Here is a 19,769-nt window from a genome sequence, read left to right as displayed (position 1 = left end):
CATGCTGAAGGTGGCCCCCCGCCGCCGGTCCGTGCTGCTCGCCGCCTCCCAGCCGATCTGGTCGCTGCCGCTGGAAGGCGTCCACCAGGCCCTGCAGACCACACCGGAGGGCCTCGGCAGCGAGGAGGCCGAACGGCGCCTGGCCCATTTCGGCCCCAACCGCCTCCCGCCCGCCCGGCGCAGGCCCCTGGCCCTGCGCTTCCTGGACCAGATGGTCCATTTCATGGCCCTGCTGCTGTGGGTCGCCGGGGGGCTGGCCTTCGCCGCCGGGACCCCCCAGCTGGGCTGGGCCATCTGGGGGGTGGTCCTGATCAACGGCGTCTTCTCCTTCTGGCAGGAGTTCCAGGCCGAGCGCACCCTGGCGGCGCTCACCCGCGCCCTGCCCAGCCAGGTGCAGGTGTGGCGCAACGGCCAGCTGGGCTTTCTGGCGGCGGAGCAGCTGGTGGCGGGTGACCGTATCCGGCTCGAAGAGGGGGATCGGATCCCGGCCGACTGTCGGTTGAGCGAGGCCCATGGGCTCTATCTGGATCTGTCGGTGCTCACCGGCGAATCCCTGCCGGTGGCGCGCCGGAGCGGGGCCATCGAAGGCAGCCAGCGCCAGGTGAAGGTCAGCACCGGTGAGCGGATCAACCTGGTGATGGCCGGCAGCACCGTGGCCTCAGGACGGGGGGAGGCGTTCGTCTACGCCACGGGCGCGGAGACGGAATTCGGGCAGGTGGCGCGCCTGGCGGCCGGCACCACGCGCGGCGCCAGCACCCTGGAGGTGCAGGTCAGCAAAATCGTCCACACGATCTGCACCATCGCCGTGACCATGGGCGTGGTCGCTTTCGGCCTCAGCGTCCTGCTGGTCGGGATGGCCCCGCTGGAGAGCGTGGTGTTCGCCACGGGGATCATCGTGGCCAACGTTCCCGAAGGGCTGCTGCCCACCGTCACCCTGGCCCTGGCCATGGCGGTGCAGCGGATGGCCAGCCGCCAGGCTCTGGTGCGCCGACTCTCGGCGGTGGAAGCCCTGGGCTCGGTGAGTGTGATCTGCTCCGACAAGACGGGCACCCTCACCGGCAACCGCATGGCGGTGGAGAGCACCTGGCTGCCGTTGCCCGCCGGGGGGCTGGAGCGGCTGTTGCTGCGCGCCGCCTGCCTCTGCTCCAACGCCCGCCTCGATGCACCGGTGGCGGGGGCCGGTGGCGCCGCCGCACCGCGGTTGGGGGTGGGGGATCCCACCGAAACGGCGATGCTGGTGGCCGCCGCGGAAGCCGGGCTGGTGCCGGAGGCGTTGCCGGGCCGGCATCCACGGCGCCGGGAGGTTCCCTTCGATTCCCTCCGCCGCCGCATGACCGTGCTGGTGGACTGGGGCGACCATGCCGACGATCTGCCGATCGTCACGGGGGGCTCCCTGCTGATCACCAAGGGGGCCCCCCTGGAGGTTCTGGAGCAGTGCAGCAGCTGGCTGTCCTCCAGTGGCGACGCCCCCTTGCCCGCCGAGCTGCGCCAGCAGGTGGTGGCCGCCAACGATGGGCTGGCCGCCAGGGGCTTTCGCGTCATCGCCGTGGCGCTCCGCCGCGGCGACGGGGGCTGCGGCGACGCGCCGGCGGAGGCCCTGGAGAGTGCCCAGATGTTCCTCGGTCTGCTCGGTCTCTACGACCCCCCCCGTCCGGAGGTGCCCGACGCGATCCGCCGGTGCCGGGACGCCGGCATCAAGGTGACGATGGTCACCGGCGACTACGGCCTGACGGCCCAGGCGATCGCCCAGCAGATCGGTCTGCTCGACCCCCCTGGGTCCCCGGGCCGACCGACGGCGCAGCAGCAGGCCAGCGCGGACCCGGTGCGGGTGATCGAGGGCTCCACCCTGGCCCAGATCAGCGACGTGCACCTGCGCCAGCTGCTCAAGTACCGCCGCCGGCTGGTGTTCGCCCGCATGGCGCCGGAGCAGAAGCTGCGGCTGGTGCAGGCCTACCGCGCCCTCGGGGAGGTGGTGGCCGTCACCGGCGATGGCGTCAACGATGCCCCGGCCCTGCGCGCCGCCGATGTGGGGCTGGCGATGGGGATCAGCGGCACGGATGTGGCCCGTGAGGCCGCCGACATCGTGCTGCTCGACGACAACTTCGCCACGATCGTGGAAGCCGTCCGCTACGGCCGCTCGGTGGTGACCAACATCGGCCGCTTCATCACCTACGTGCTGGCCTCGAACGTGCCGGAGGTGCTGCCCTTCCTGGCGATGGTGATCGCCGGGATTCCCGCCGCCCTCACGGTGCTGCAGATCCTGGCCGTCGACCTGGGCACCGACCTGCTGCCGGCCCTGGGCCTGGGGGCCGACCCACCCGAACCGGGGTTGATGCGCCTGCCCCCGCGCCCCAGGGGCCTGCCGCTGCTCAACCGGGCCGTGATGGTGCGCGCCTATCTGGTGCTGGGGGTGGTGGAGGGCCTGGTGGCCATGGCGGGGTACCTGCTGACCTGGCGAGCCAACGGCGTGGGCTGGAGCCAGCTGCGGATCCTGGCGCCCCAGCTCCTGCATCACACCGCCGACGCCGGCGTGGTGGCGATCCAGCAGCAGGCCACCACCGTCACCTTCTGCCTGATCGTGGCCGGCCAGATGGGCACCCTGCTGGCCTGCCGCAGTGAACGCCGTCCCGCCTGGGCCACGCTCGCCATCCCCAATCCCTTGCTGTGGCTGGGATGGGTCAGTGAACCGCTGCTGGCCAGTGCCCTGGTGCTGCTGGCTCCAGTGGCGGCCGTGTTTGGAATGGCTCCGTTCCCCCTGGCCTGGCTGGGGCCGATGGCCCTGGCCCCAGTGCTGGTGATCCTGGTGGATGCCCTCGACAAACGCTGGCGCCACGCTGGGCAGGTGCCGCCAGGGTTCAGCAGATCCGTGGCAGCAGTTCCCCGCTGAGGGGCACCAGCACCCGCTCGCTGCCGAAGGGGGTGCGCAGCAGTACCCGGCCACGGGGGCGGCCGGCTGTGTGGCCTGCCGCCGCCACTTGGCCGATCCAGGCCCCCCCGGCCGGCGCCAGTACCTCCAGGGCCCGCTGCCGATCGGCCTCGGGCACCACCGCCAGGAAGCGGCCCTCGTTGGCCAGGTGCAGCGGGTCGAACCCCAGCAGCTCACAGGTGCGCCGCACGGGCTCGGCCACCGGGATGCGCTCCTCCTCCACCAGCAGCTCCAGCCCCCCGGGGGCGGCCAGCTCCTGCAGGGCACTGGCCAGGCCGCCCCGGGTGAGGTCCCGCAGGCAGTGGAGCCGCACCCCGGCCGCCAGCAGCGCCTCCACCGCCGGCCACAGGGGCATGCAGTCCGTGGCCAGGGGGGGCTGCAGATCCAGGCCATGGCGGGCGGCCAGGATCGCCACCCCGTGGCGGCCCAGGTCGCCGCTCACCAGCAGCTGGTCGCCGGGGGCGATCGCCAGCGGATCGATCGGCTCGTCCACCTGCAGCAGGCCGATGCCGCTGGTGTTGAGGAAGGCCCCGTCCCCCTTGCCCCGCTCCACCACCTTGGTGTCGCCGGTGACGATGGTCACCCCGCAGCGCCGGGACGCCTCCCCCAGCGACGCCACGATCCGGCGCAGCAGGGCCAGCTCCAGCCCCTCCTCCAGGATCAGGCCCAGGCTCAGCACCAGGGGCCGCGCGCCTGCCATCGCCAGGTCGTTGGCGGTGCCCGTCACCGCCAGGGTGCCGATGTCGCCCCCCTCGAACTCCAGGGGCTGCACCACGTAGCTGTCGGTGGTGAAGGCGAGCCGGCCGTGGGGCAGGGACAGGCGGGCGGCATCGTGCAGCACCTGGTCGGGGTCGGCGTAGAGGCGGCGCAGCTCGGCGTCGATCAGCTGCTGCATCAGGGTGCCGCCGCCGCCGTGGGCCAGCTGGATGCGGGGGGTGGCGGGCGTAGCCGGCTCAGCCACGGCGGCCGTAACGGTGGTAGGCGGCGCAGGCCCCCTCGGAGGACACCATCGGTGCCCCCAGCGGGTGCTCGGGGGTGCAGGTGGTGCCGAAGGCCGGGCAGTCCATGGGCCGGGCGCGCCCCTGCAGGATGCGGCCGCTGATGCAGACCCCCTCCGCGCCGGCCTCGGCCCCGGGATCCGCCCCCTCCTCGGGCCCACCGGGCAGGCCGGGGAACCGGGCCCTGGCCTCCAGGTGGCGGAACGGCGCCCTCAGCCCCAGGCCGCCCCCCGGGATCACGCCGAAGCCCCGCCAGGGCCGGTCCACCGGCTCGAACACCGATTCCAGCAGGCCCCGGGCCTCCGGATTGCCCTGCTGGCGCACCACCCGGCCGTAGGCATTGGCCACCCGGGCCTCACCCCGCTCCAGCTGCCGCACGCAGGCCACCAGGCCCCGCATCAGATCCAAGGGCTCGAAGCCGCTGACCACCACCGGCACCCGCTGCCGATCCGCCAGGTCCTCCAGTTCGGTGGTGCCCATCACCGCGCACACGTGCCCCGCCGCCAGAAATCCCTGCACCTGGTTGCCCTCGGCCGCCAGGATCGCCGCCATGGCGGGGGGCACCCGCACGTGGGCCGCCAGCAGGGAGAGGTTGGCCGCCCCGGCGGCCATCGCCTGGCGCACCAGCAAAGCGGTGGCCGGGGCCGTGGTCTCGAAGCCCACCGCCAGGAACACCACCTGGCGATCCGGGTGGCGCCGGGCCAGGGCCAGGGCCTCCAACGGGGAGGTGAGCAGGCGCACATCGCCACCCTCGGCCCGCACCCCCAGCAGATCCCCCGGCCCCCCGTCAGCAGCGGCGCCCGGCACCCGCAGCATGTCGCCGTAGGAGCAGAGGATCACCTCGGGCCGGCGGGCCAGGGCCCGGGCGGCATCGATCGTGGCGGCGGGGGTGACGCAGACCGGACAGCCGGGCCCGTGGATCAACCGCAGCCCGGGGGGGAGCAGCTGGTCGAGCCCCCAGCGCACGATGGCGTGGGTCTGGCCGCCGCACACCTCCATCAGGGTCCAGGGGCGGGTGGTGATCGCGGCGAGCTCGGCCGCCAGCTCCCGCACGGCGGCCACTTCCGCCGTCGCCGCCAGCGGAGCACTCACCAGGGACCGGGCGCCGCCGCGGCATCGGCGGGCAGGAAGGTCTGGACGGCGCGCATGTACTGGGAGCGCTCGTACTCGCTCGGATCGGGGCAGCGCTGCTGGCTCATGCAGCCGATCAGCTCCCGGGCCGTGGCGTGCTCGTGCTCCAGCAGCCACTGGCTGAGCTCCTCCTCCAGCCCCGTGAGGCGGCCGGGGCCGTGGCGCAGCAGGGCGGCGACCACCTGGGTGATGGCGGCACCGGCCATCAGCAGGCGCACCACGTCGGTGCCGCGGTGCACGCCGCCGGTGGCCGCCAGATCCAGCGGGTGGCGGCCGTGCAGCAGGGCGATCCAGCGCAGGGGCAGCCGCAGGTCGTGGGGGGTGGACAGCAGCAGGTTGGGCCGCACCTCCAGTTCTTCGATGTCGATGTCGGGCTGGTAGAAGCGGTTGAACAGCACCAGCCCATCGGCACCGGCGGCGGCCAGCCGCTTGGCCATGGCGCCGAAGTTGGTGAAGAAGGGGCTGAGCTTCACCGCCAGGGGCAGCGTCACCTCGGCGCGCACCTCGGCGACGATCTCCAGCACCTGGTTCTCGATCGCCGCGCTGGAGAGGTCCGGATCGGTGGGAACGGCATAGATGTTCAGCTCCAGGGCACTGGCGCCGGCCGACTCCATCCGCCGCGCCACCTGCACCCACTGGCCGGGGTGGGCGCCGTTGAGGCTGGCGATCACCGGCACCGACAGCCGGGAGCGGGCCTGCTCCAGGTGGCGCAGGTAGAGGTCGTGGCCCACATGGAAGATCGAGGGCTCGGGGAAGTAGCTGAGCGCCTCGCCGTAGCTGTCGGCGCCCTGCAGGGTCACCCGGTGCAGCTCCAGCTGGTCGCGCTCGATCTGCTCTTCGAACAGCGAATGCAGCACCACGGCCGCGGCGCCGGCCTCCTCCTGCCGCAGCAGCTGGTCAATGTCCTCGCTGAGGGGCGCCGCGGCCCCCACCACCAGCGGGCTGCGCAGCTCCAGGCCCAGATAGGTGACGGACAGATCGGGATGGGTCATGGCGGTGCCTCGCTCGGGGTGCCGGCGAGGGCCCGGTAGATGGCCAGGCGCCGCCCCACCTCCAGCTCTGCCTGGCGCGCCAGCGCCCGGGCCCGCTCCGGCTGGCTGAAGGAGAGCATGCGGAAACGGTTCTCCGTGGCCATCGCCTCCGCCAGGGGTCGCTTCTGGCCCCGGCTGTCGATCTGCAGCGGGTGCTCGCCCCGGTCGGTGCGGCGCGGGTCGTAGCGGTAGAGCAGCCAGCGGCCGGAGTCCACCGCCGCCTTCTGCTGTTCCATGCCCCGGGCCATGTCGATGCCGTGGGCGATGCAGTGCGAGTAGGCCAGGATCAGCGACGGCCCCGGATAACTTTCCGCCTCCAGGAACGCCCGCACCGTGTGCTCATCGCGGGCCCCCATGGCCACGCTGGCCACGTAGACCGTGCCGTAGCTCATCATCATCAGCCCGAGATCCTTCTTGGGCGCGGCCTTGCCGCCGGCGGCGTACTTGGCCACCGCCGCCCGGGGGGTGGCCTTCGACATCTGGCCGCCGGTGTTGGAGTACACCTCGGTGTCGAGCACCAGGGCATTGACGTCCCGGCCGCTGGCGAGCACGTGGTCGAGGCCGCCGAAGCCGATGTCGTAGGCCCAGCCGTCACCCCCCACCAGCCAGACGCTCTTCTTGACCAGGGCATCGGCCAGATCCAGCAGCCGGGCGGCCTGTGCATCCCGAGGGGTGGTGGCCCGGGGGGCCTCCGGTGCCACGGCGTGGAGCAGGCGCTTGAGCTCCTCCACCCGTTGCCGCTGGGCGACGATGCCGGCCTCGTCGTGCTGGTCGCCGTCGCGGATCGCCGCCACCAGGGCCCCGGGGAGCAGGGGGTCGGCCCGCTCCGGCGCCGGCCCCAGCCGCTCCAGCAGCTCCAGGGCCATCTGGCGCTGCTGGTCGATCGCCACCCGCATGCCCAGGCCGAACTCGGCGTTGTCCTCGAACAGGGAATTGCTCCAGGCCGGGCCGCGCCCCTCGGCGTTGGTGCTCCAGGGGGTGGTGGGCAGGTTGCCGCCATAGATGGAGGAGCAGCCCGTGGCGTTGGCCACCAGCATGCGGTCGCCGAACAGCTGGCTGGCCAGCTTGAGGTAGGGGGTTTCGCCGCAGCCGCCGCAGGCGCCGGAGAACTCGAACAGGGGTTGCTGCAACTGCTGCTGACCGATCTTGTGCAGGTTGAGGTCGCCGCGGGCCATCTCGGGCAGCCCCAGGAAAAAGTCCCAGTGGCCGCGGCCGGCCTCCCGCAGGGGGCGCTGGGGGGCCATGTTGATCGCCTTGCGCTTCGGCTCGGTGCGGTCCCGGGCCGGACAGACCTCCACGCACAGGGCGCAACCGGTGCAGTCCTCGACGGCCACCTGGATCGTGAAGCTGCGGCCCTGGAAGTCGGGATCGCGGGCGGGGGCCTGGCGGAATCCCTCGGGGGCAGCGGCCAGGGCCTCCGGCGCCACCGCCTTGGCCCGGATCACCGCATGGGGACACACCATGACGCACTTGCCGCACTGCACGCAGAGGTCGCTCTCCCACACCGGCACCGACTCGGCGATGTTGCGCTTCTCCCACTGGGCCGTGCCCGTGGGCCAGGTGCCGTCGCAGGGCAGGGCGCTGACGGGCAGGGCATCGCCGCGCCGCTCCATCAGGGGGCCGATCACCTCCCGCACGAACAGCGGAGCGTCGGCGAGCCGGTCGGCCACAGGGGCCGGTGGCGGGAGGTCGTCCTCGGCCGACAGACAGCGCCAGTCAAGCGGCTGCAGGTGCTCAAGGGTGGCGTCGAGGGCACGCAGGTTGATCGCCACCACCGCCTCCCCCTTGCGGCCGTAGGTCTTGCGCACGGAGGCACGGATCTGCTCGATCGCCTCCTGCCGCGGCAGCACGCCGCTGACGGCGAAGAAGCAGGCCTGCATCACCGTGTTGATGTGGTTGCCCATGCCGGCCTCCCGCGCCACCCGGTAGGCGTTGATCAGCCACACCGTCAGGCCCCGCTCGCGGATGCCGCAGCGCAGTGAGGCCGGCATCCGCCGCCAGCTCTCTTCGATCGGGAAGGGGCTGTTGAGCAGCAGCACCCCACCGGCGTCCAGGCCGGCCAGCAGGTCGAAGCGGTCGACGAAATCCCACTGGTGGCAAGCCACCAGGGTGGGGCGCTCGATCAGGTAGGGGGCGCGGATCGGTCGGGGGCCGAAGCGCAGGTGCGACACCGTGACCGAGCCGGATTTCTTGGAGTCGTAGACGAAGTAGGCCTGGGCGTACAGGTCGGTCTGCTCGCCGATGATCTTGATCGTGGCCTTGTTGCCCCCCACGGTGCCGTCCGAGCCCAGGCCGTAGAACACGGCGCGCACCTCGTCGGCCCCGTCGACGTGGAAGTCCGCGGCAATGGGCAGCGAGCGGTGGGTGACGTCGTCATCGATGCCGACGGTGAAGTGGTTGCGGGGCTGGCTCAGCAGGAGGTTGTCGAACACCGCCTTGACCATCGCCGGGGTGAACTCCTTGGAAGAGAGGCCGTAGCGGCCGCCCACCACCTGCGGCAGGGGCCGATCACCGTGGCAGGAGCGCCACTCCTCGCTGAGGGCCGCCACCGCATCGAGGTAGAGGGGTTCACCGCCGGCCCCCGGCTCCTTGCAGCGGTCGAGCACCGCCAGGGATTGCACCGTCGGCGGCAGGGCGGCGGCGAACAGGGAGGCCACGAAGGGCCGGAACAGGCGCACCTTGAGCACCCCCACCCTTTCGCCCGCGGCGTTCAGGGCTTGAACGGTCTCCTCTGCGGTGTCGCAGCCGGAGCCCATCAGCACCACCACCCGCTCGGCATCGGCGGCGCCCACGTACTCGTAGGGGCCGTAATGGCGGCCGGTGAGGCCGGCGAAGCGCTCCATCGCCTCCACCAGGTGGCCGGGGAGGGCGTCGTAGAAGCGGTTCACCGACTCCCGCGCCTGGAAGTAGACATCCGGGTTCTGGGCCGTGCCCCGCAGCACCGGATGGTCCGGGGAGAGGGCCCGCTGGCGGTGGGCCGCCACCGCCTCCATCGGCATCAGGGCGTGGAGCACCGCGTCGTCGATGGGCTCGATCTTCTGGATCTCGTGGGAGGTGCGGAAGCCGTCGAACATGTGCAGGAACGGCAGCCGCCCCTTCAGGCTCGCCCGGGTGGCGATGGCGGCGAAGTCGCCCGCCTCCTGCACCGAGGCCGAGCAGAGGATGGCGCAGCCCGTGCCGCGGCAGGCCATCACGTCGCTGTGGTCGCCGAAGATCGAGAGGCCCTGGGCCGCCAGGGAGCGGGCCGCCACGTGCAGCACGGCGGGGGTGAGTTCGCCCGCCAGCTTGTAGAGGTTGGGCACCATCAGCAGCAGCCCCTGAGAGGCCGTGAAGGTGGTGGTCAGCACCCCCGCCTGCAGGGCGCCGTGGACGGTGCCGGCGGCGCCGGCCTCGCTCTGCAGCTCCACCACCGCCGGCACCGTGCCCCAGAGGTTGGGGCGGCCTTCGGTGTTCCAGGCGTCGGCCCACTCCCCCATCGGCGAAGCGGGCGTGATCGGGTAGATGGCGATCGCCTCGTTGAGGCGGTAGGCCACCAGGGCCACGGCCTCGTTGCCGTCGACGGTGATGGTCATGCGGGGTCGTCCTCGACGAGGCTCAGGGCCAGGCCCACATGCACCAGCACCCGATCGCCGACGGCCGCCTCGGGCAGGCAGGCCAGGCTCACCTGCTGGCGCACCCCCCCGAAATCCACCTCGGCCATGCGCCAGAGCCCATCGTCGGCCCCCGTGGGGGGTCCCGGCCCGGGCTCGCCCGCAGGCGGCTGGCTCCGGATCGAGAGGATGCGGGCGGGCACGGCCAGGCACATGGGCGGATCACGGCGCGTGGTCTCTCCACCTGGTTGTAGGCGCGCCGGCCGGATCTGCCCACGGCCCCGCCGCCGCCCAGAGCTGGCCGAGGGCCAGCCCGCCGTCATTGCAGGGCACGCGCTCCGGCCAGAACGGCCGCAACGCCCGGGCCCGCAGGGCGCCGATCGCCCCCTCCAGCAGCAGCCGGTTCTGGAAGCAGCCCCCGGCCAGGGCCACGGGCGCACCTTCGGCTGCCGTGGCGATGGCGGCCGTTCCGGCCAGGGCGACCACCAGGGCCTGGTGGAAACGGGCGGCGCAGAGGCTCGCCGGGGTGCCAGCCGCGATCGCCGCCAGCAGGGTCAGCAGCAGTGGTTCCCAGTCGAGCCAACCCAGGGTCGGCCCATCGGCGCCCGAGGCCGCGACGGCCCCTGGCTGCACCAAGGGGAAGGGCCAGTCGCCGGGGTCGCCCGCCGGGGAGTCAGCGGAAGCGGCTGGAGCGGCGGAGGCCGCCCCCTGCAGCCGCAGTCCCCCCTCGCCCTCGTGACTCTGCACCTGCACCAGGTCCAGCAGGGAGGCAACCGCATCGAAAAGCCGCCCCACGCTGGTGGTCAGGGGGCTGTTGCAGCCGCCGGCGATGGCCTGCAGCAGCAGGCGGCGGTCGGCGGCCTCGAAGGCGGCCAGGGTGTGGCGGGCTCCGGGGTGCCCCAGGGCCCCGGGCCCGGCGGCGGCCAGGAGCCCCAGGGCCGCCCGGCGGGGTTCCGCCATGGCCCGCTCACCGCCTGGCAGGGGAAAGGGCCGCAGGGCCACCAGCCGCTCGCAGGGGAGGCCCCCGGGTCCGCCCAGCAGCAGCAGCTCCCCGCCCCAGAGCCGGGCAGAGCCGCCAGCCGCCAACTCCGTAGCCGCCGGCTCCCCAGTCGCCGATTCGGGCGGCGGGGCGTATCCCAGCCCATCCCAGGTGAAGGCCAGCAGCGGCGTCTCCAGACCATGCTCCGCCAGCACCACCAGGCCGTGGGCCCGGTGGTGCTGCACCGGGCGCCGCGGCCACGGCTGGGCCGCGGCGAGCTGGTGGCTGAGGTAACCGGGATGGGCATCGCAGGCGATGGCCCCCACCCCATCGCCCCAGCGCCGCTCGATGGCCTCCAGTCCCGCGGCCAGGCGGGAGAGCAGGCGACCTTCGGCCAGGTCCCCCAGGTGGGGGGAGAGCCACACCCGTCCCTCCAGGGCCAGGGCGGGTGCGCTCTTGAGGTCACTGCCCAGGGCCACCAGGCCGCCGGACCGAGCGCCCGGCATCGGTCCGAGGACCAGGGGCTCGGGGGCATGGCCGCGGGCCCGGCGCAGCAGGGCGGGCCGGCCATCGATCAACTGCAGCACCGAATCGTCCAGGGGCCGGGCGATGGCACGGTCGTGCACGAGGAAGGCATCGGCGATCGGCTCGCCAGCCCCGACCCCCAGCCGCCCCACCGCCTCAGCAGGATCGATGCAGAGCGGTTCACCGCTGGGGTTGCCGCTGGTGGCCACCAGGGGCCGGCCGAAGGCGCGCGCCAGGAGATCGTGTAGCGGCGACGCCGGCAGCATCGCCCCCAGGCACGGGCTGCCCGGGGCCACGCCCGGCAGGGCGTCGGGCGCCCCCAGGCGGCGCCGCAACAGCACGATCGGAGCGGCGGGATCCGCCAGGGCCAGGCGCTCGGCGGCGTCGATGGCGCAGAAGGGGGCGAGGGCCTCAACCTCGGCCACCAGCAGGGCGAAGGGCTTGGCGGGCCGTCGCTTGCGCCGCCGCAGCCGGGCCACCGCCTCGGTGTCGGTGGCGGCCACCAGCAGCTGGAACCCGCCCACCCCCTGCAGGGCCAGGACCTTTCCGGCCGCCAGGAGCCCGCAGCAGGCCCTGATCAAGGCGGCGGGGCTGCCGTCGCCGGCGGCGGAGCCCGCCACGGGCGCCCCGGAGGCATCGAGGAGCGCAAGTCGCGGCCCGCACGCGGGGCAGGCGATGGTCTCGGCGTGGAAGCGGCGGTCGGAGGGATCCTCGAACTCCCGGCGGCAGGCCGGGCACAGGGCGAACGGCGCCAGGGTCGTGTGGGCCCGGGCCCAGGGCTCGGCCGTGGCGATGCTGAAGCGGGGACCGCAGTCGCAGCAGCTGATGAAGGGGTAGCCGAAGCGGCGATCGGCGGGATCGGCCAGTTCCGCCAGGCAGGCGCGGCAGGGGGCCCGGTCGGCCACCAGCGACGACGCGATCAGATCGATGCGGAGCGGCCTGGCCTGGCCGGCCATGATCCGCACCCCCGCCTGGAACGGGCCCACCGCCGGGCCGGCGGCCGCCGACCAGACCGGATCGAGGGGCTCAAGCCGGGCCCCGGGGGGCAGCTGCTGCGGCAGGCGCCGCAGGAACGTCTCCAGGGAGCGGCGGTCCCCCTCCAGCCGCAGGCGCACCGCCCCCGGGCCGTTTTCCACCTCGCCCCGCAGATCAAGATCCCGGGCGAGGCGGTGCACCAGGGGCCGGAAGCCCACCCCCTGCACCACGCCACGGCACTCCAGGTGCAGCTGGGCACGCTCCGCCAGCGGTGGCATGGTCAGCCGGCCACGGCCACCCGCTCCAGGCCCAGGGCCACCAGCAGCTCGGCGATGCCCTCTCCGGTGCGGGCGGAGACCTCCACGATCCGGGCACGGGGGGCCACCCGGGCGATGTGACGGCGGGCCTGGGCCCCATCGAAGCCGCAGGCCCCGACCAGGTCGCTCTTGCTGATCACCACCACGTCGGCGGAATGGAAGATGGCCGGGTATTTCAGGGGCTTGTCCTCCCCTTCGGTGACCGACAGCAGCACCAGCCGCTGACTCTCGCCGAGATCGAAGGCGGCCGGGCAGACCAGGTTGCCGACGTTCTCAATCACCAGCAGCTCCAGGCCGGCCAGGGGGTGGCCGAGGTGGTCGAGCTCATGCAGGGCCCGGTGCACCATCGCCGCCTCCAGGTGGCAGGCCTGGCCGGTGGTGATCTGCAGGGCCGGCACCCCGGCGGCCCGCAGGCGACGGGCGTCGTTGTCGGTGGCCAGATCTCCCACGATCACCGCCATCGGATGGCGCGCCGACGACGACGTCGGGGCCAGTTCCAGGGCCAGGCGCTCCAGCAGGGCGGTCTTACCGGAGCCGGGGGAGGAGAGCAGGTTGATCACCCGGACACCGGCGGCGGCGAAATGCTCCCGGTTGGCCGCCGCCTGGGCATCGTTGTGCACCAGCAGGCGGTGGCCCAGCTCCAGGTGCCGGGGGGCCTCGATGGCGGGGGCGACCGGTTGGCCGCAATTGCAGTCGACGCACATCGCAGGTTCGACCCCAGACAGGAGAGCGGCACGGAAAAGCCCCGCCGGGGCCCGGCCTCGCCCGAAGGCTAGGCACGGAGTTCCGACGGGGCCGGGGCCCTCGCCACCACCGTGTTCACCAGAGACCGCGGATGGGCGCGGGGGCGGGCTCGGGCTGGAAGATCGGCGCCGGAGCCGGTGCGGGCTGCATGATCGGTTCCGGCTCCGGGGTTGGGATGGGAGCCGCCGCCAGTGGGCGGGCGCCGAAGCGGTAGCGGAAGCCGATCTTGCCGCCGAAGCTGTTGAAGGCGTCGAAGGTCAGATTCTCGGAGGAATACCCACCAGCACCTTGATAGACGCCCTCAAGGTAGACATCGGAGTTGTAGCTCATGGCGTAGCTGACACCCACCTTGGCCTGCCAACCGAACAGCCCCTTGTTGACGCTGTTGGTGGGGAAACCGTTGAGGGTGAAACTCGGGGTGCTGAGGTTGGTGTACCCGATGCCACCGCCGATGTAGGGCGTCCAGCGGCTGTTGGTCTCGATGTCGTAGTAGAGGCTGGCCAGCACATCATTCTTGTTGATGATGCCGGAGACGTTGTTGGTGAAGGGCACGATGCCGAAGGCACCGAAGCCGATCGGATTGGCGGCACCGACGGCGTTGAGGCTGGCCCGGCTATAGCCGTAGGTGAGCTCGGCGCGCAGGGCGCCGAAGTCATAACCAACGCCCACATCACCGGAGAAGCCCCCGCCGAGGTCGAGCTTGGTGGAGTTGTTGTTTCCGAAGTTGAACAGCAGCGGTGTGAAGAAGGGTGAAACGAGCGTGCCCGTGCTGTTCACCGTCTGGTCGCTGGGGGTCTGGGCACCGGCACCGATCGTTAGGTACCAGCCCTTGGCGGAATAGACCTCCTTCACCACCGGCTGGGGATAGGTCTGGGCGATCAGGGCGGCGTCAACCGTGGCGGCCTGGGGGGCCGCGGAGGGAGCGTCCTCGCTCGCCGGGACCGTGCCCATCAGGGGGGGATCCTGGGTGGGGACTTCCGCGAGGGGAGCCTCCGCCGGGATGGGCTCGGAGATGGACTCCGGCACAGCACCGGAGTGACCATCGACGGGTCGGACTTCCGCCATCACGGCGCCGCCAAACAGAAGACCGCCGGTGGCGGCGACGCCCACGCTGCGCTGAACGATTCTGGTGATCAATGTCATGGTGGTTACGCCTCTCTTTCCTATGCCACTCAACGCGAGCAGAAAGCGGAAATCGTCATTCATGGACAGCAAAAGGCCTGGCACAGAGTGATAAAAAAACGAAATCTTGCGCAAAATTGCATTTCATTTCCAAGCGGCTCCAGCGGCAAGTCCCCGTCCCTGCCCTGCCCATGGCCATGGGCTCGGCAGCCTCTGGGCGGCGCCTCAGGCGATGTCCATCGAGGCCAGTTGCAGTTCCCTGCCCCGCAGCAGCTCCCGGCTGATGCGGCCGCAGCGGGGGCATGCACAGCAGCCATCGCGAGCCGCGAAGGGCTGCTCGCAGGCAGCGCAGAAACAGGCAGCCTCCACCGCCTCGATCTCCAGCCGGGAACCGGCGGCGATCGTGTCCGCCATCACCACCTCGTGGGCCAGGCGCAGGGCCTCGATCTCCACCCCCGCCAGGCTGCCCACCCGCAGGGTGATGGCGTCGATGCGGCCGGCCCCATGCAGGGCGGCCTGCTCCAGGACCTGCTCCCGCACCGCATCCATCAGGCTGAGTTCATGCATGGGGCGCCGCCGCCTCCCGCAACCAGCCCCGCAGCAGCCGGCGCGCCCGGGGCAGCTGGCGCTGCAGCTCCGGCGAGAAACGCTCGCCCCAGGAGAAGTCGAAGGCCGGCACCAGCAGCTCGTGGGCCGGCACGCAGCGATCGAACAGCTGCTCAGCCAGAGCCAGCAGCCGGGCGGGCGCCACCCGGTGGGTGTCGCGCTCCCAGCCGCCTGAGGCCACCAGGGGCCGAAGCAGGCAGCGGCTCCCTGGCGGTGCCAGCCAGGCATCGACAAACAGCAGCCGCTCGGCGGCCGCCACCGCCTCGGCCAGTTCGGGGGTGAGCTGGTGGCGCTGCAGGCCGAGGCCCTCCACCAGGTGCCAGCCCACCCCGTCATCGCCCCGCAGGGGGTTGCCGATGCCGATCAGCAGAGCACCTCCGGTGCCGAGGCCGGCGCCGCTCATCCCCGCAGGCGTTCCGCCAGCACCGTGCCGTCGGCGGCCAGCAGCTGCAGGCGCAGCGGCATCTGGCCGGCGGCATGGGTGGAGCAGGAGAGGCAGGGGTCGAAGCAGCGGATGCCCGCCTCCACCCGGTTGAGCATCGCCTCGGGAATCTCGGCGTCAGCGGCCACCGGATCGGGGATGTACTCCTGGGCGATCTGGTGCACCGTGCGGTTCATCGCCAGGTTGTTCTGGCCGGTGGCGATGATCAGGTTGACGCTGGTGAGCAGGCCGTCGTCATCCACCTTGTAGTGGTGGAACAGGGTGCCCCGGGGTGCCTCACTCACTCCCACCGCCTCGTTGCGGTTGAGGGAGGCCCGCAGCCGGATGCGGCCGTGCATCAGCTCGGGATCCTGCACCAGCACCTCGATCGCCTCCAGGCAGGCGACGATCTCCACCAGCCGGGCGTGGTGGTAAGCGAAGCTCGAGGTGACGGGCTGGCCGCTGCGCTGGCGCAGTTCCGCCAGCTCCCGATCGGCCCAGGGGGTGCCGACGCTGTCGCAGACGTTGAGCCGCGCCAGGGGACCCACCCGGTAGATGCCGTCCGGATAACCCAGGGGCTTGTAGTAGGGGAACTTGAGGTAGCTCCAGGGTTCCACCGCCTCGCCGAGGAACTCGGCGTAGTCGTCCTCGCTGAGCTGGTCGGCCACGATCGCCCCATTCGCATCGCGGAAGCGGATGCGCCCCTCGATGTGCTCCCAGAGCCCCTGCGGCGTCACCAGGCCCATGAACAGGCTGGGGAAGTCACCGAAGACCCGCTGCTCCTTCTGCAGGGGGCCATCGAGCAGCTTCTTGTAGAGCTCCAAGGCCAGGGTCACGGTGGCGCGGGCTTCCGGCAGGCGATCCAGGATCCAGTCCTTAGCCTCCTGGCTCAGGGGGGAGCGCACGCCGCCGGGCACCGCCCAGGCGGAGTGGATCTTGCGGCCACCCAGCAGCTCCAGGATCTGCTGGCCGAACTGGCGCAGGCGGATGCCGGCACGGGCCAGGTCGGGGTCGGCGGCCATCAGGCCGAAGACATTGCGCTTGGCCGGGTCGCTCTCCCAGCCCAGCAGGAAATCGGGGCTGCTGAGGTGGAAGAAGGAGAGGGCGTGGGACTGGGTGAGCTGGGCCAGGTTGAGCAGCCGCCGCAGCTTGTCGGCCGCCGGGGGGATCGAAATCGCCAGCAGCTTGTCGCCGGTCTTGGCGGCCGCCAGCAGGTGGCTCACCGGGCAGATGCCACAGATGCGGGCCGTGATGCCCGCCATCTCGGTGAAGGGGCGGCCCTCGCAGAACTTCTCGAAGCCCCGGTACTCCACCACGTGAAAGCGGGTGTCGGTGAGGTGACCGGCGTCGTCGAGGTGGAGGGTGATCTTGGCGTGGCCCTCGATGCGGGTGACCGGATCGATGAGAACGGTGCGGGTCATGGGGAGGTCCTCATCCGAAGCGAAGCATGGCCGTGCCTTCCATCGCGGGCCGCTCACCGGCCAGCAACGGGGTGATCGCCTCGCGGATGCGCTCGGCGGAGGGGGGGCAGCCCGGCAGGTAGAGATCCACCGGAATGACCCCATGCAGGGGCAGCACCCGGGGCAGCAGTTCGGGGACGATGCCGGGGGCGAAGGGCAGCTGGCCCGTGGCGTCGGCCAGCTCCAGGTAGCCTCGCTCCAGCACCGCCTTGGCGCCGTCGTGGCCGGCGTCGAGCAGGTTCCGCAGGCCCGGCACGTTGGCGGTCACGGCGCAGTCGCCGAAGGAGATCACCAGGCCCGTGCGCTCCCGCACCTGCAGGGCCAGCTCCAGGTTGTCGACGTTGGCCACCGCCCCCTCCACCAGGGCGATGTCGACGTTCTCCGGGTAGATCTTGACGTCGGTGCCGACCGGCGAGAACACCACATCCACCTTCTCGGCCAGGTCGAAGAGGAATTCGTCGAGATCCAGAAACGACATGTGGCAGCCGGAGCAGCCCGCCATCCAGACGGTGGCGAGGCGGAGCTTGGCGGCGGGCGGGGTGGGGGGCATGGGGTGGGGGGTCACTGGTTGTGCCAGCGGCGCTGGTCGCGGGCCGTGCGCAGCAGGGCGGGCAGGCTGGCGTCGGGCTGCTTCTCGGCGGTGGTGTCGGTGTTGCGGAACAGGGCACCGGTGGGGCACACCTCGACGCATTTGCCGCAGGAGGTGCAGGCCTGCACCTGGCCCCAGGGTTCATCAAGGCCGGCGACGATGTGGCACTGGCCGCCGCGGCTTCCGATGTCCCACACGTGCGCCCCCTCGATCTCGTCGCACACCCGCACGCAGCGGGTGCAGAGGATGCAGCGGTTGTGGTCGAGGGTGAACTGGGGGTGGGAAGCGTCCACCGACCGCTGGGGGTACTGGTAGGGGAAGCGGGAATGGTCCATGCCCACGGTCACGGCCATGTCCTGCAGTTCGCAGTGGGTGTTGGCCACGCAGACGGCGCAGACGTGGTTGCCCTCGGCGAAGAACAGCTCCACCGCCATGCGTCGGACCTCCCTGAGCTGGGGGGTGTGGGTGTGCACCACCATGCCCTCGGCGGCGGCGGTGCTGCAGGCGGGCAGCAACTTGGTCGACCCCTCCACCTCCACCAGGCACAGCCGGCAGGAGGAGACCGGGTTGAGGCCATCGAGGTGGCAGAGGGTGGGGACGTCGACCGCGGCGGCCCGGGTGGCCTCCAGCAGGCTGGCCCCCGCCGGCACCGCCACGTCCTGGCCGTTGACGTTGAGGGTGATGACGGCCATCAGCGACCCCTCCCGGTGGCGAGGGCGTCCGCAGGCTGCCGGCAGGCGGCCTCGTATTCATGGCGGAACCAACGCAGGGTGCTGAGCACCGGATTGGGGGCCGACTGGCCCAGGCCGCAGAGGCTGGTGACCTTCACCATCTGACAGAGGGCATCGAGGCGGTCCATGTCCTCGGGATTGGCCCGGCGCTCGACGAAGCGATCGAGCAGCTGGGCCAGCTGCACGGTGCCGGCGCGGCAGGGGATGCACTTGCCGCAGCTCTCATTGACGCTGAAGCCCATGAAGTGGCGTGCCACCTCGGGCATGGAGGTGCTGGAACCCATGACCACCATGCCGCCGGAGCCCATCATCGAACCCAGCTCCAGCAGGCTTTCGTAGTCAACGGGAGTGTCGAGCCGTTCCGCCGGGATGCAGCCCCCCGAAGGCCCGCCCGTCTGTACCGCCTTGATCGGCGAGCCATCGGGCACGCCGCCGCCGATCACCTCCACGACGGTGCGCAGGGGGGTGCCCATGGGCACCTCCACCAGGCCGGTGTTGACCACCGCCCCGGAGAGGGCGAACACCTTGGTGCCCTTGCTGTGCTCGGTGCCCATGGCGGCGTACCAGTCGCCGCCCTCCCGCAGGATCGCCGGCACGGCGGTGAAGGTCTCGACGTTGTTGATCAGGGTGGGCGCCCCCCAGAGGCCCGACTGGGCCGGGAAGGGGGGCCGGGGCTGGGGCATGCCCCGCTGACCCTGGATCGAGAGCAGCAGGGCCGTCTCCTCGCCGCAGACGTAGGCGCCGGCCCCCACCCGCACCTCCAGCCGCAGGTTGAAGGTGGTGCCGTGGATGTGGTTGCCCAGCAGGTGGCGGCTGCGGGCCTGCTGCAGGGCCAGCCGCAGCCGCTCGATCGCCAGGGGGTATTCCGCCCGCACGTAGACGAAGCCCCGCTCGGCGCCGACGGCGTAGGCGGCGATCGCCATCCCCTCGATCAGCCGGTGCGGATCGCTCTCCAGCACGCTGCGGTCCATGAAGGCGCCCGGGTCCCCCTCGTCGGCGTTGCAGACCACGTAGCGGGGACCGGGGGGCTGGAGGGCCACCGTGTCCCACTTCAGGCCTGTCGGGTAGCCGGCGCCGCCCCGACCGCGCAGGCCGCTGCGGCGCACCTCGTCGCGCACCTGCTCGGGGCTGAGCTCCTGCAGGACGCGCTGCAGCTGGGCGTAGGTGCCGAAGGCGATCGCGTCGTCGATGGACTCGGGATTCACCTGCCCGCAGCCCTCGAGCACCACGGGCCGTTGCAGGGCGAAAAAGGGACCATCCAGATCGATCCGATGGGCCGCCAGGGCGTCCGCCGTGGTCGCCGGTACCGTCTCCTCCTCACCGCCGGCGGCGAGGGCGTCGGCGATGAGGGCCCCAGCCTGCCCGGGCGAAAGCCCGCCGAACAGCCGGGTGCGGCCAGGCCGGTCGCAAGCCACCAGGGGACCGCTGCCGCACTGGCGCAGGCACCCCACCGGCTTGATCGTCAGCTGGGAGGGATCGAGGCCGGCGGCGTCACGGGCACCCTCCAGCGCGGTGCGCAGGGCCTGGCTGCCGGCGGATCGGCAGCCGCTGGCGTCGCAGCAGCGCACCTGCACAGGGGAGGGCATGGGGGACTGGAAGCGCCTCTCCTTCTGATAGCCAGGAA

15 protein-coding genes are annotated in these 19,769 nt (G+C 72.2%); 1 reads left to right on the top strand and 14 read right to left on the bottom strand.

Going from position 1 to position 19,769, the window contains the following annotated elements; translation table 11 throughout:
* The first annotated feature begins 1 nt into the window (after position 1).
* Positions 2–2,887, top strand: coding sequence for a cation-transporting P-type ATPase (locus tag VB738_RS11870; protein ID WP_323305933.1), 2,886 nt, complete (start codon positions 2–4; stop codon positions 2,885–2,887).
* Here the strand turns inward: VB738_RS11870 and hypE are convergent.
* From hypE to VB738_RS11800, 14 genes are all read right to left on the bottom strand, one after another.
* A complete protein-coding gene (hypE, locus tag VB738_RS11865) occupies positions 2,856–3,887 on the bottom strand; it encodes a hydrogenase expression/formation protein HypE (protein ID WP_323305932.1) in 1,032 nt (343 codons plus the stop codon). The two genes, VB738_RS11870 and hypE, sit on opposite strands and share 32 nt — an antisense overlap.
* Entirely contained in the window at positions 3,880–5,016 is a 1,137-nt protein-coding gene (gene hypD, locus VB738_RS11860) for a hydrogenase formation protein HypD (RefSeq protein WP_323305931.1), read from the bottom strand. The genes hypE and hypD overlap by 8 nt, the downstream gene beginning before the upstream one ends.
* Positions 5,013–6,047 (bottom strand): dihydroorotate dehydrogenase-like protein, encoded by a 1,035-nt coding sequence (locus VB738_RS11855; protein ID WP_323305930.1) that lies wholly within the window; start codon positions 6,045–6,047, stop codon positions 5,013–5,015. The genes hypD and VB738_RS11855 overlap by 4 nt, the downstream gene beginning before the upstream one ends.
* The gene (nifJ, locus tag VB738_RS11850) at positions 6,044–9,658 is read right to left on the bottom strand and encodes a pyruvate:ferredoxin (flavodoxin) oxidoreductase (protein ID WP_323305929.1); all 3,615 of its coding nucleotides are present in this window, start codon (positions 9,656–9,658) and stop codon (positions 6,044–6,046) included. The genes VB738_RS11855 and nifJ overlap by 4 nt, the downstream gene beginning before the upstream one ends.
* Positions 9,655–9,891, bottom strand: coding sequence for a HypC/HybG/HupF family hydrogenase formation chaperone (locus VB738_RS11845; protein WP_323305928.1), 237 nt, complete (start codon positions 9,889–9,891; stop codon positions 9,655–9,657). Before VB738_RS11845 ends, nifJ begins: the two co-directional genes overlap by 4 nt.
* A gap of 7 nt (positions 9,892–9,898) precedes the next feature.
* Positions 9,899–12,433: a carbamoyltransferase HypF gene (hypF, locus tag VB738_RS11840; protein ID WP_323305927.1), complete on the bottom strand. Its 2,535-nt coding sequence runs from the start codon at positions 12,431–12,433 to the stop codon at positions 9,899–9,901.
* Positions 12,434–12,435: 2 nt separating this feature from the next.
* Positions 12,436–13,176 (bottom strand): hydrogenase nickel incorporation protein HypB, encoded by a 741-nt coding sequence (gene hypB / locus VB738_RS11835; RefSeq protein WP_323305926.1) that lies wholly within the window; start codon positions 13,174–13,176, stop codon positions 12,436–12,438.
* Between the two features lie 115 nt (positions 13,177–13,291).
* A complete protein-coding gene (locus VB738_RS11830; RefSeq protein ID WP_323305925.1) occupies positions 13,292–14,359 on the bottom strand; it encodes an outer membrane protein in 1,068 nt (355 codons plus the stop codon).
* A 204-nt stretch (positions 14,360–14,563) separates the two neighbouring features.
* Entirely contained in the window at positions 14,564–14,905 is a 342-nt protein-coding gene (hypA, locus tag VB738_RS11825) for a hydrogenase maturation nickel metallochaperone HypA (protein WP_323305924.1), read from the bottom strand.
* On the bottom strand, positions 14,898–15,347 hold the full coding sequence (locus VB738_RS11820) for a hydrogenase maturation protease (protein WP_323305923.1): 450 nt from the start codon (positions 15,345–15,347) through the stop codon (positions 14,898–14,900). The genes hypA and VB738_RS11820 overlap by 8 nt, the downstream gene beginning before the upstream one ends.
* On the bottom strand, positions 15,344–16,786 hold the full coding sequence (locus VB738_RS11815) for a Ni/Fe hydrogenase subunit alpha (protein WP_323305922.1): 1,443 nt from the start codon (positions 16,784–16,786) through the stop codon (positions 15,344–15,346). The genes VB738_RS11820 and VB738_RS11815 overlap by 4 nt, the downstream gene beginning before the upstream one ends.
* A gap of 10 nt (positions 16,787–16,796) precedes the next feature.
* Positions 16,797–17,375, bottom strand: a complete 579-nt coding sequence (locus tag VB738_RS11810) for an oxidoreductase (protein WP_323305921.1) — start codon at positions 17,373–17,375, stop codon at positions 16,797–16,799.
* 11 nt (positions 17,376–17,386) lie between these two features.
* The gene (gene hoxU / locus VB738_RS11805) at positions 17,387–18,106 is read right to left on the bottom strand and encodes a bidirectional hydrogenase complex protein HoxU (RefSeq protein ID WP_323305920.1); all 720 of its coding nucleotides are present in this window, start codon (positions 18,104–18,106) and stop codon (positions 17,387–17,389) included.
* Positions 18,106–19,731 carry a NuoF family protein gene (locus VB738_RS11800; protein ID WP_323305919.1) on the bottom strand — a complete coding sequence of 542 codons (1,626 nt, stop codon included), beginning with the start codon at positions 19,729–19,731 and terminating at the stop codon, positions 18,106–18,108. The genes hoxU and VB738_RS11800 overlap by 1 nt, the downstream gene beginning before the upstream one ends.
* Positions 19,732–19,769: the final 38 nt, after the last annotated feature.

The sequence above is a fragment of the Cyanobium gracile UHCC 0139 genome, assembly GCF_034931325.1.
In the GTDB taxonomy this organism is placed as follows: Bacteria; Cyanobacteriota; Cyanobacteriia; order PCC-6307; family Cyanobiaceae; genus Cyanobium; species Cyanobium gracile_B.
The sequence above is the reverse complement of the archived record's forward strand: the minus strand, read 5'-3'. Positions and strand labels throughout refer to the sequence as shown.

Bases quoted from the DNA above. Each gene is read 5' to 3' on its own strand.
- hypA (WP_323305924.1), bottom strand. From the start codon at position 14,905: ATGCATGAACTCAGCCTGATGGATGCGGTGCGGGAGCAGGTCCTGGAG.
- VB738_RS11820 (WP_323305923.1), bottom strand. From the start codon at position 15,347: ATGAGCGGCGCCGGCCTCGGCACCGGAGGTGCTCTGCTGATCGGCATC.
- VB738_RS11845 (WP_323305928.1), bottom strand. From the start codon at position 9,891: ATGTGCCTGGCCGTGCCCGCCCGCATCCTCTCGATCCGGAGCCAGCCG.
- hypF (WP_323305927.1), bottom strand. From the start codon at position 12,433: ATGCCACCGCTGGCGGAGCGTGCCCAGCTGCACCTGGAGTGCCGTGGC.
- VB738_RS11815 (WP_323305922.1), bottom strand. From the start codon at position 16,786: ATGACCCGCACCGTTCTCATCGATCCGGTCACCCGCATCGAGGGCCAC.
- VB738_RS11870 (WP_323305933.1), top strand. From the start codon at position 2: ATGCTGAAGGTGGCCCCCCGCCGCCGGTCCGTGCTGCTCGCCGCCTCC.
- VB738_RS11855 (WP_323305930.1), bottom strand. From the start codon at position 6,047: ATGACCCATCCCGATCTGTCCGTCACCTATCTGGGCCTGGAGCTGCGC.
- nifJ (WP_323305929.1), bottom strand. From the start codon at position 9,658: ATGACCATCACCGTCGACGGCAACGAGGCCGTGGCCCTGGTGGCCTAC.
- VB738_RS11810 (WP_323305921.1), bottom strand. From the start codon at position 17,375: ATGCCCCCCACCCCGCCCGCCGCCAAGCTCCGCCTCGCCACCGTCTGG.
- hypB (WP_323305926.1), bottom strand. From the start codon at position 13,176: ATGTGCGTCGACTGCAATTGCGGCCAACCGGTCGCCCCCGCCATCGAG.
- hoxU (WP_323305920.1), bottom strand. From the start codon at position 18,106: ATGGCCGTCATCACCCTCAACGTCAACGGCCAGGACGTGGCGGTGCCG.
- VB738_RS11830 (WP_323305925.1), bottom strand. From the start codon at position 14,359: ATGACATTGATCACCAGAATCGTTCAGCGCAGCGTGGGCGTCGCCGCC.
- VB738_RS11800 (WP_323305919.1), bottom strand. From the start codon at position 19,731: ATGCCCTCCCCTGTGCAGGTGCGCTGCTGCGACGCCAGCGGCTGCCGA.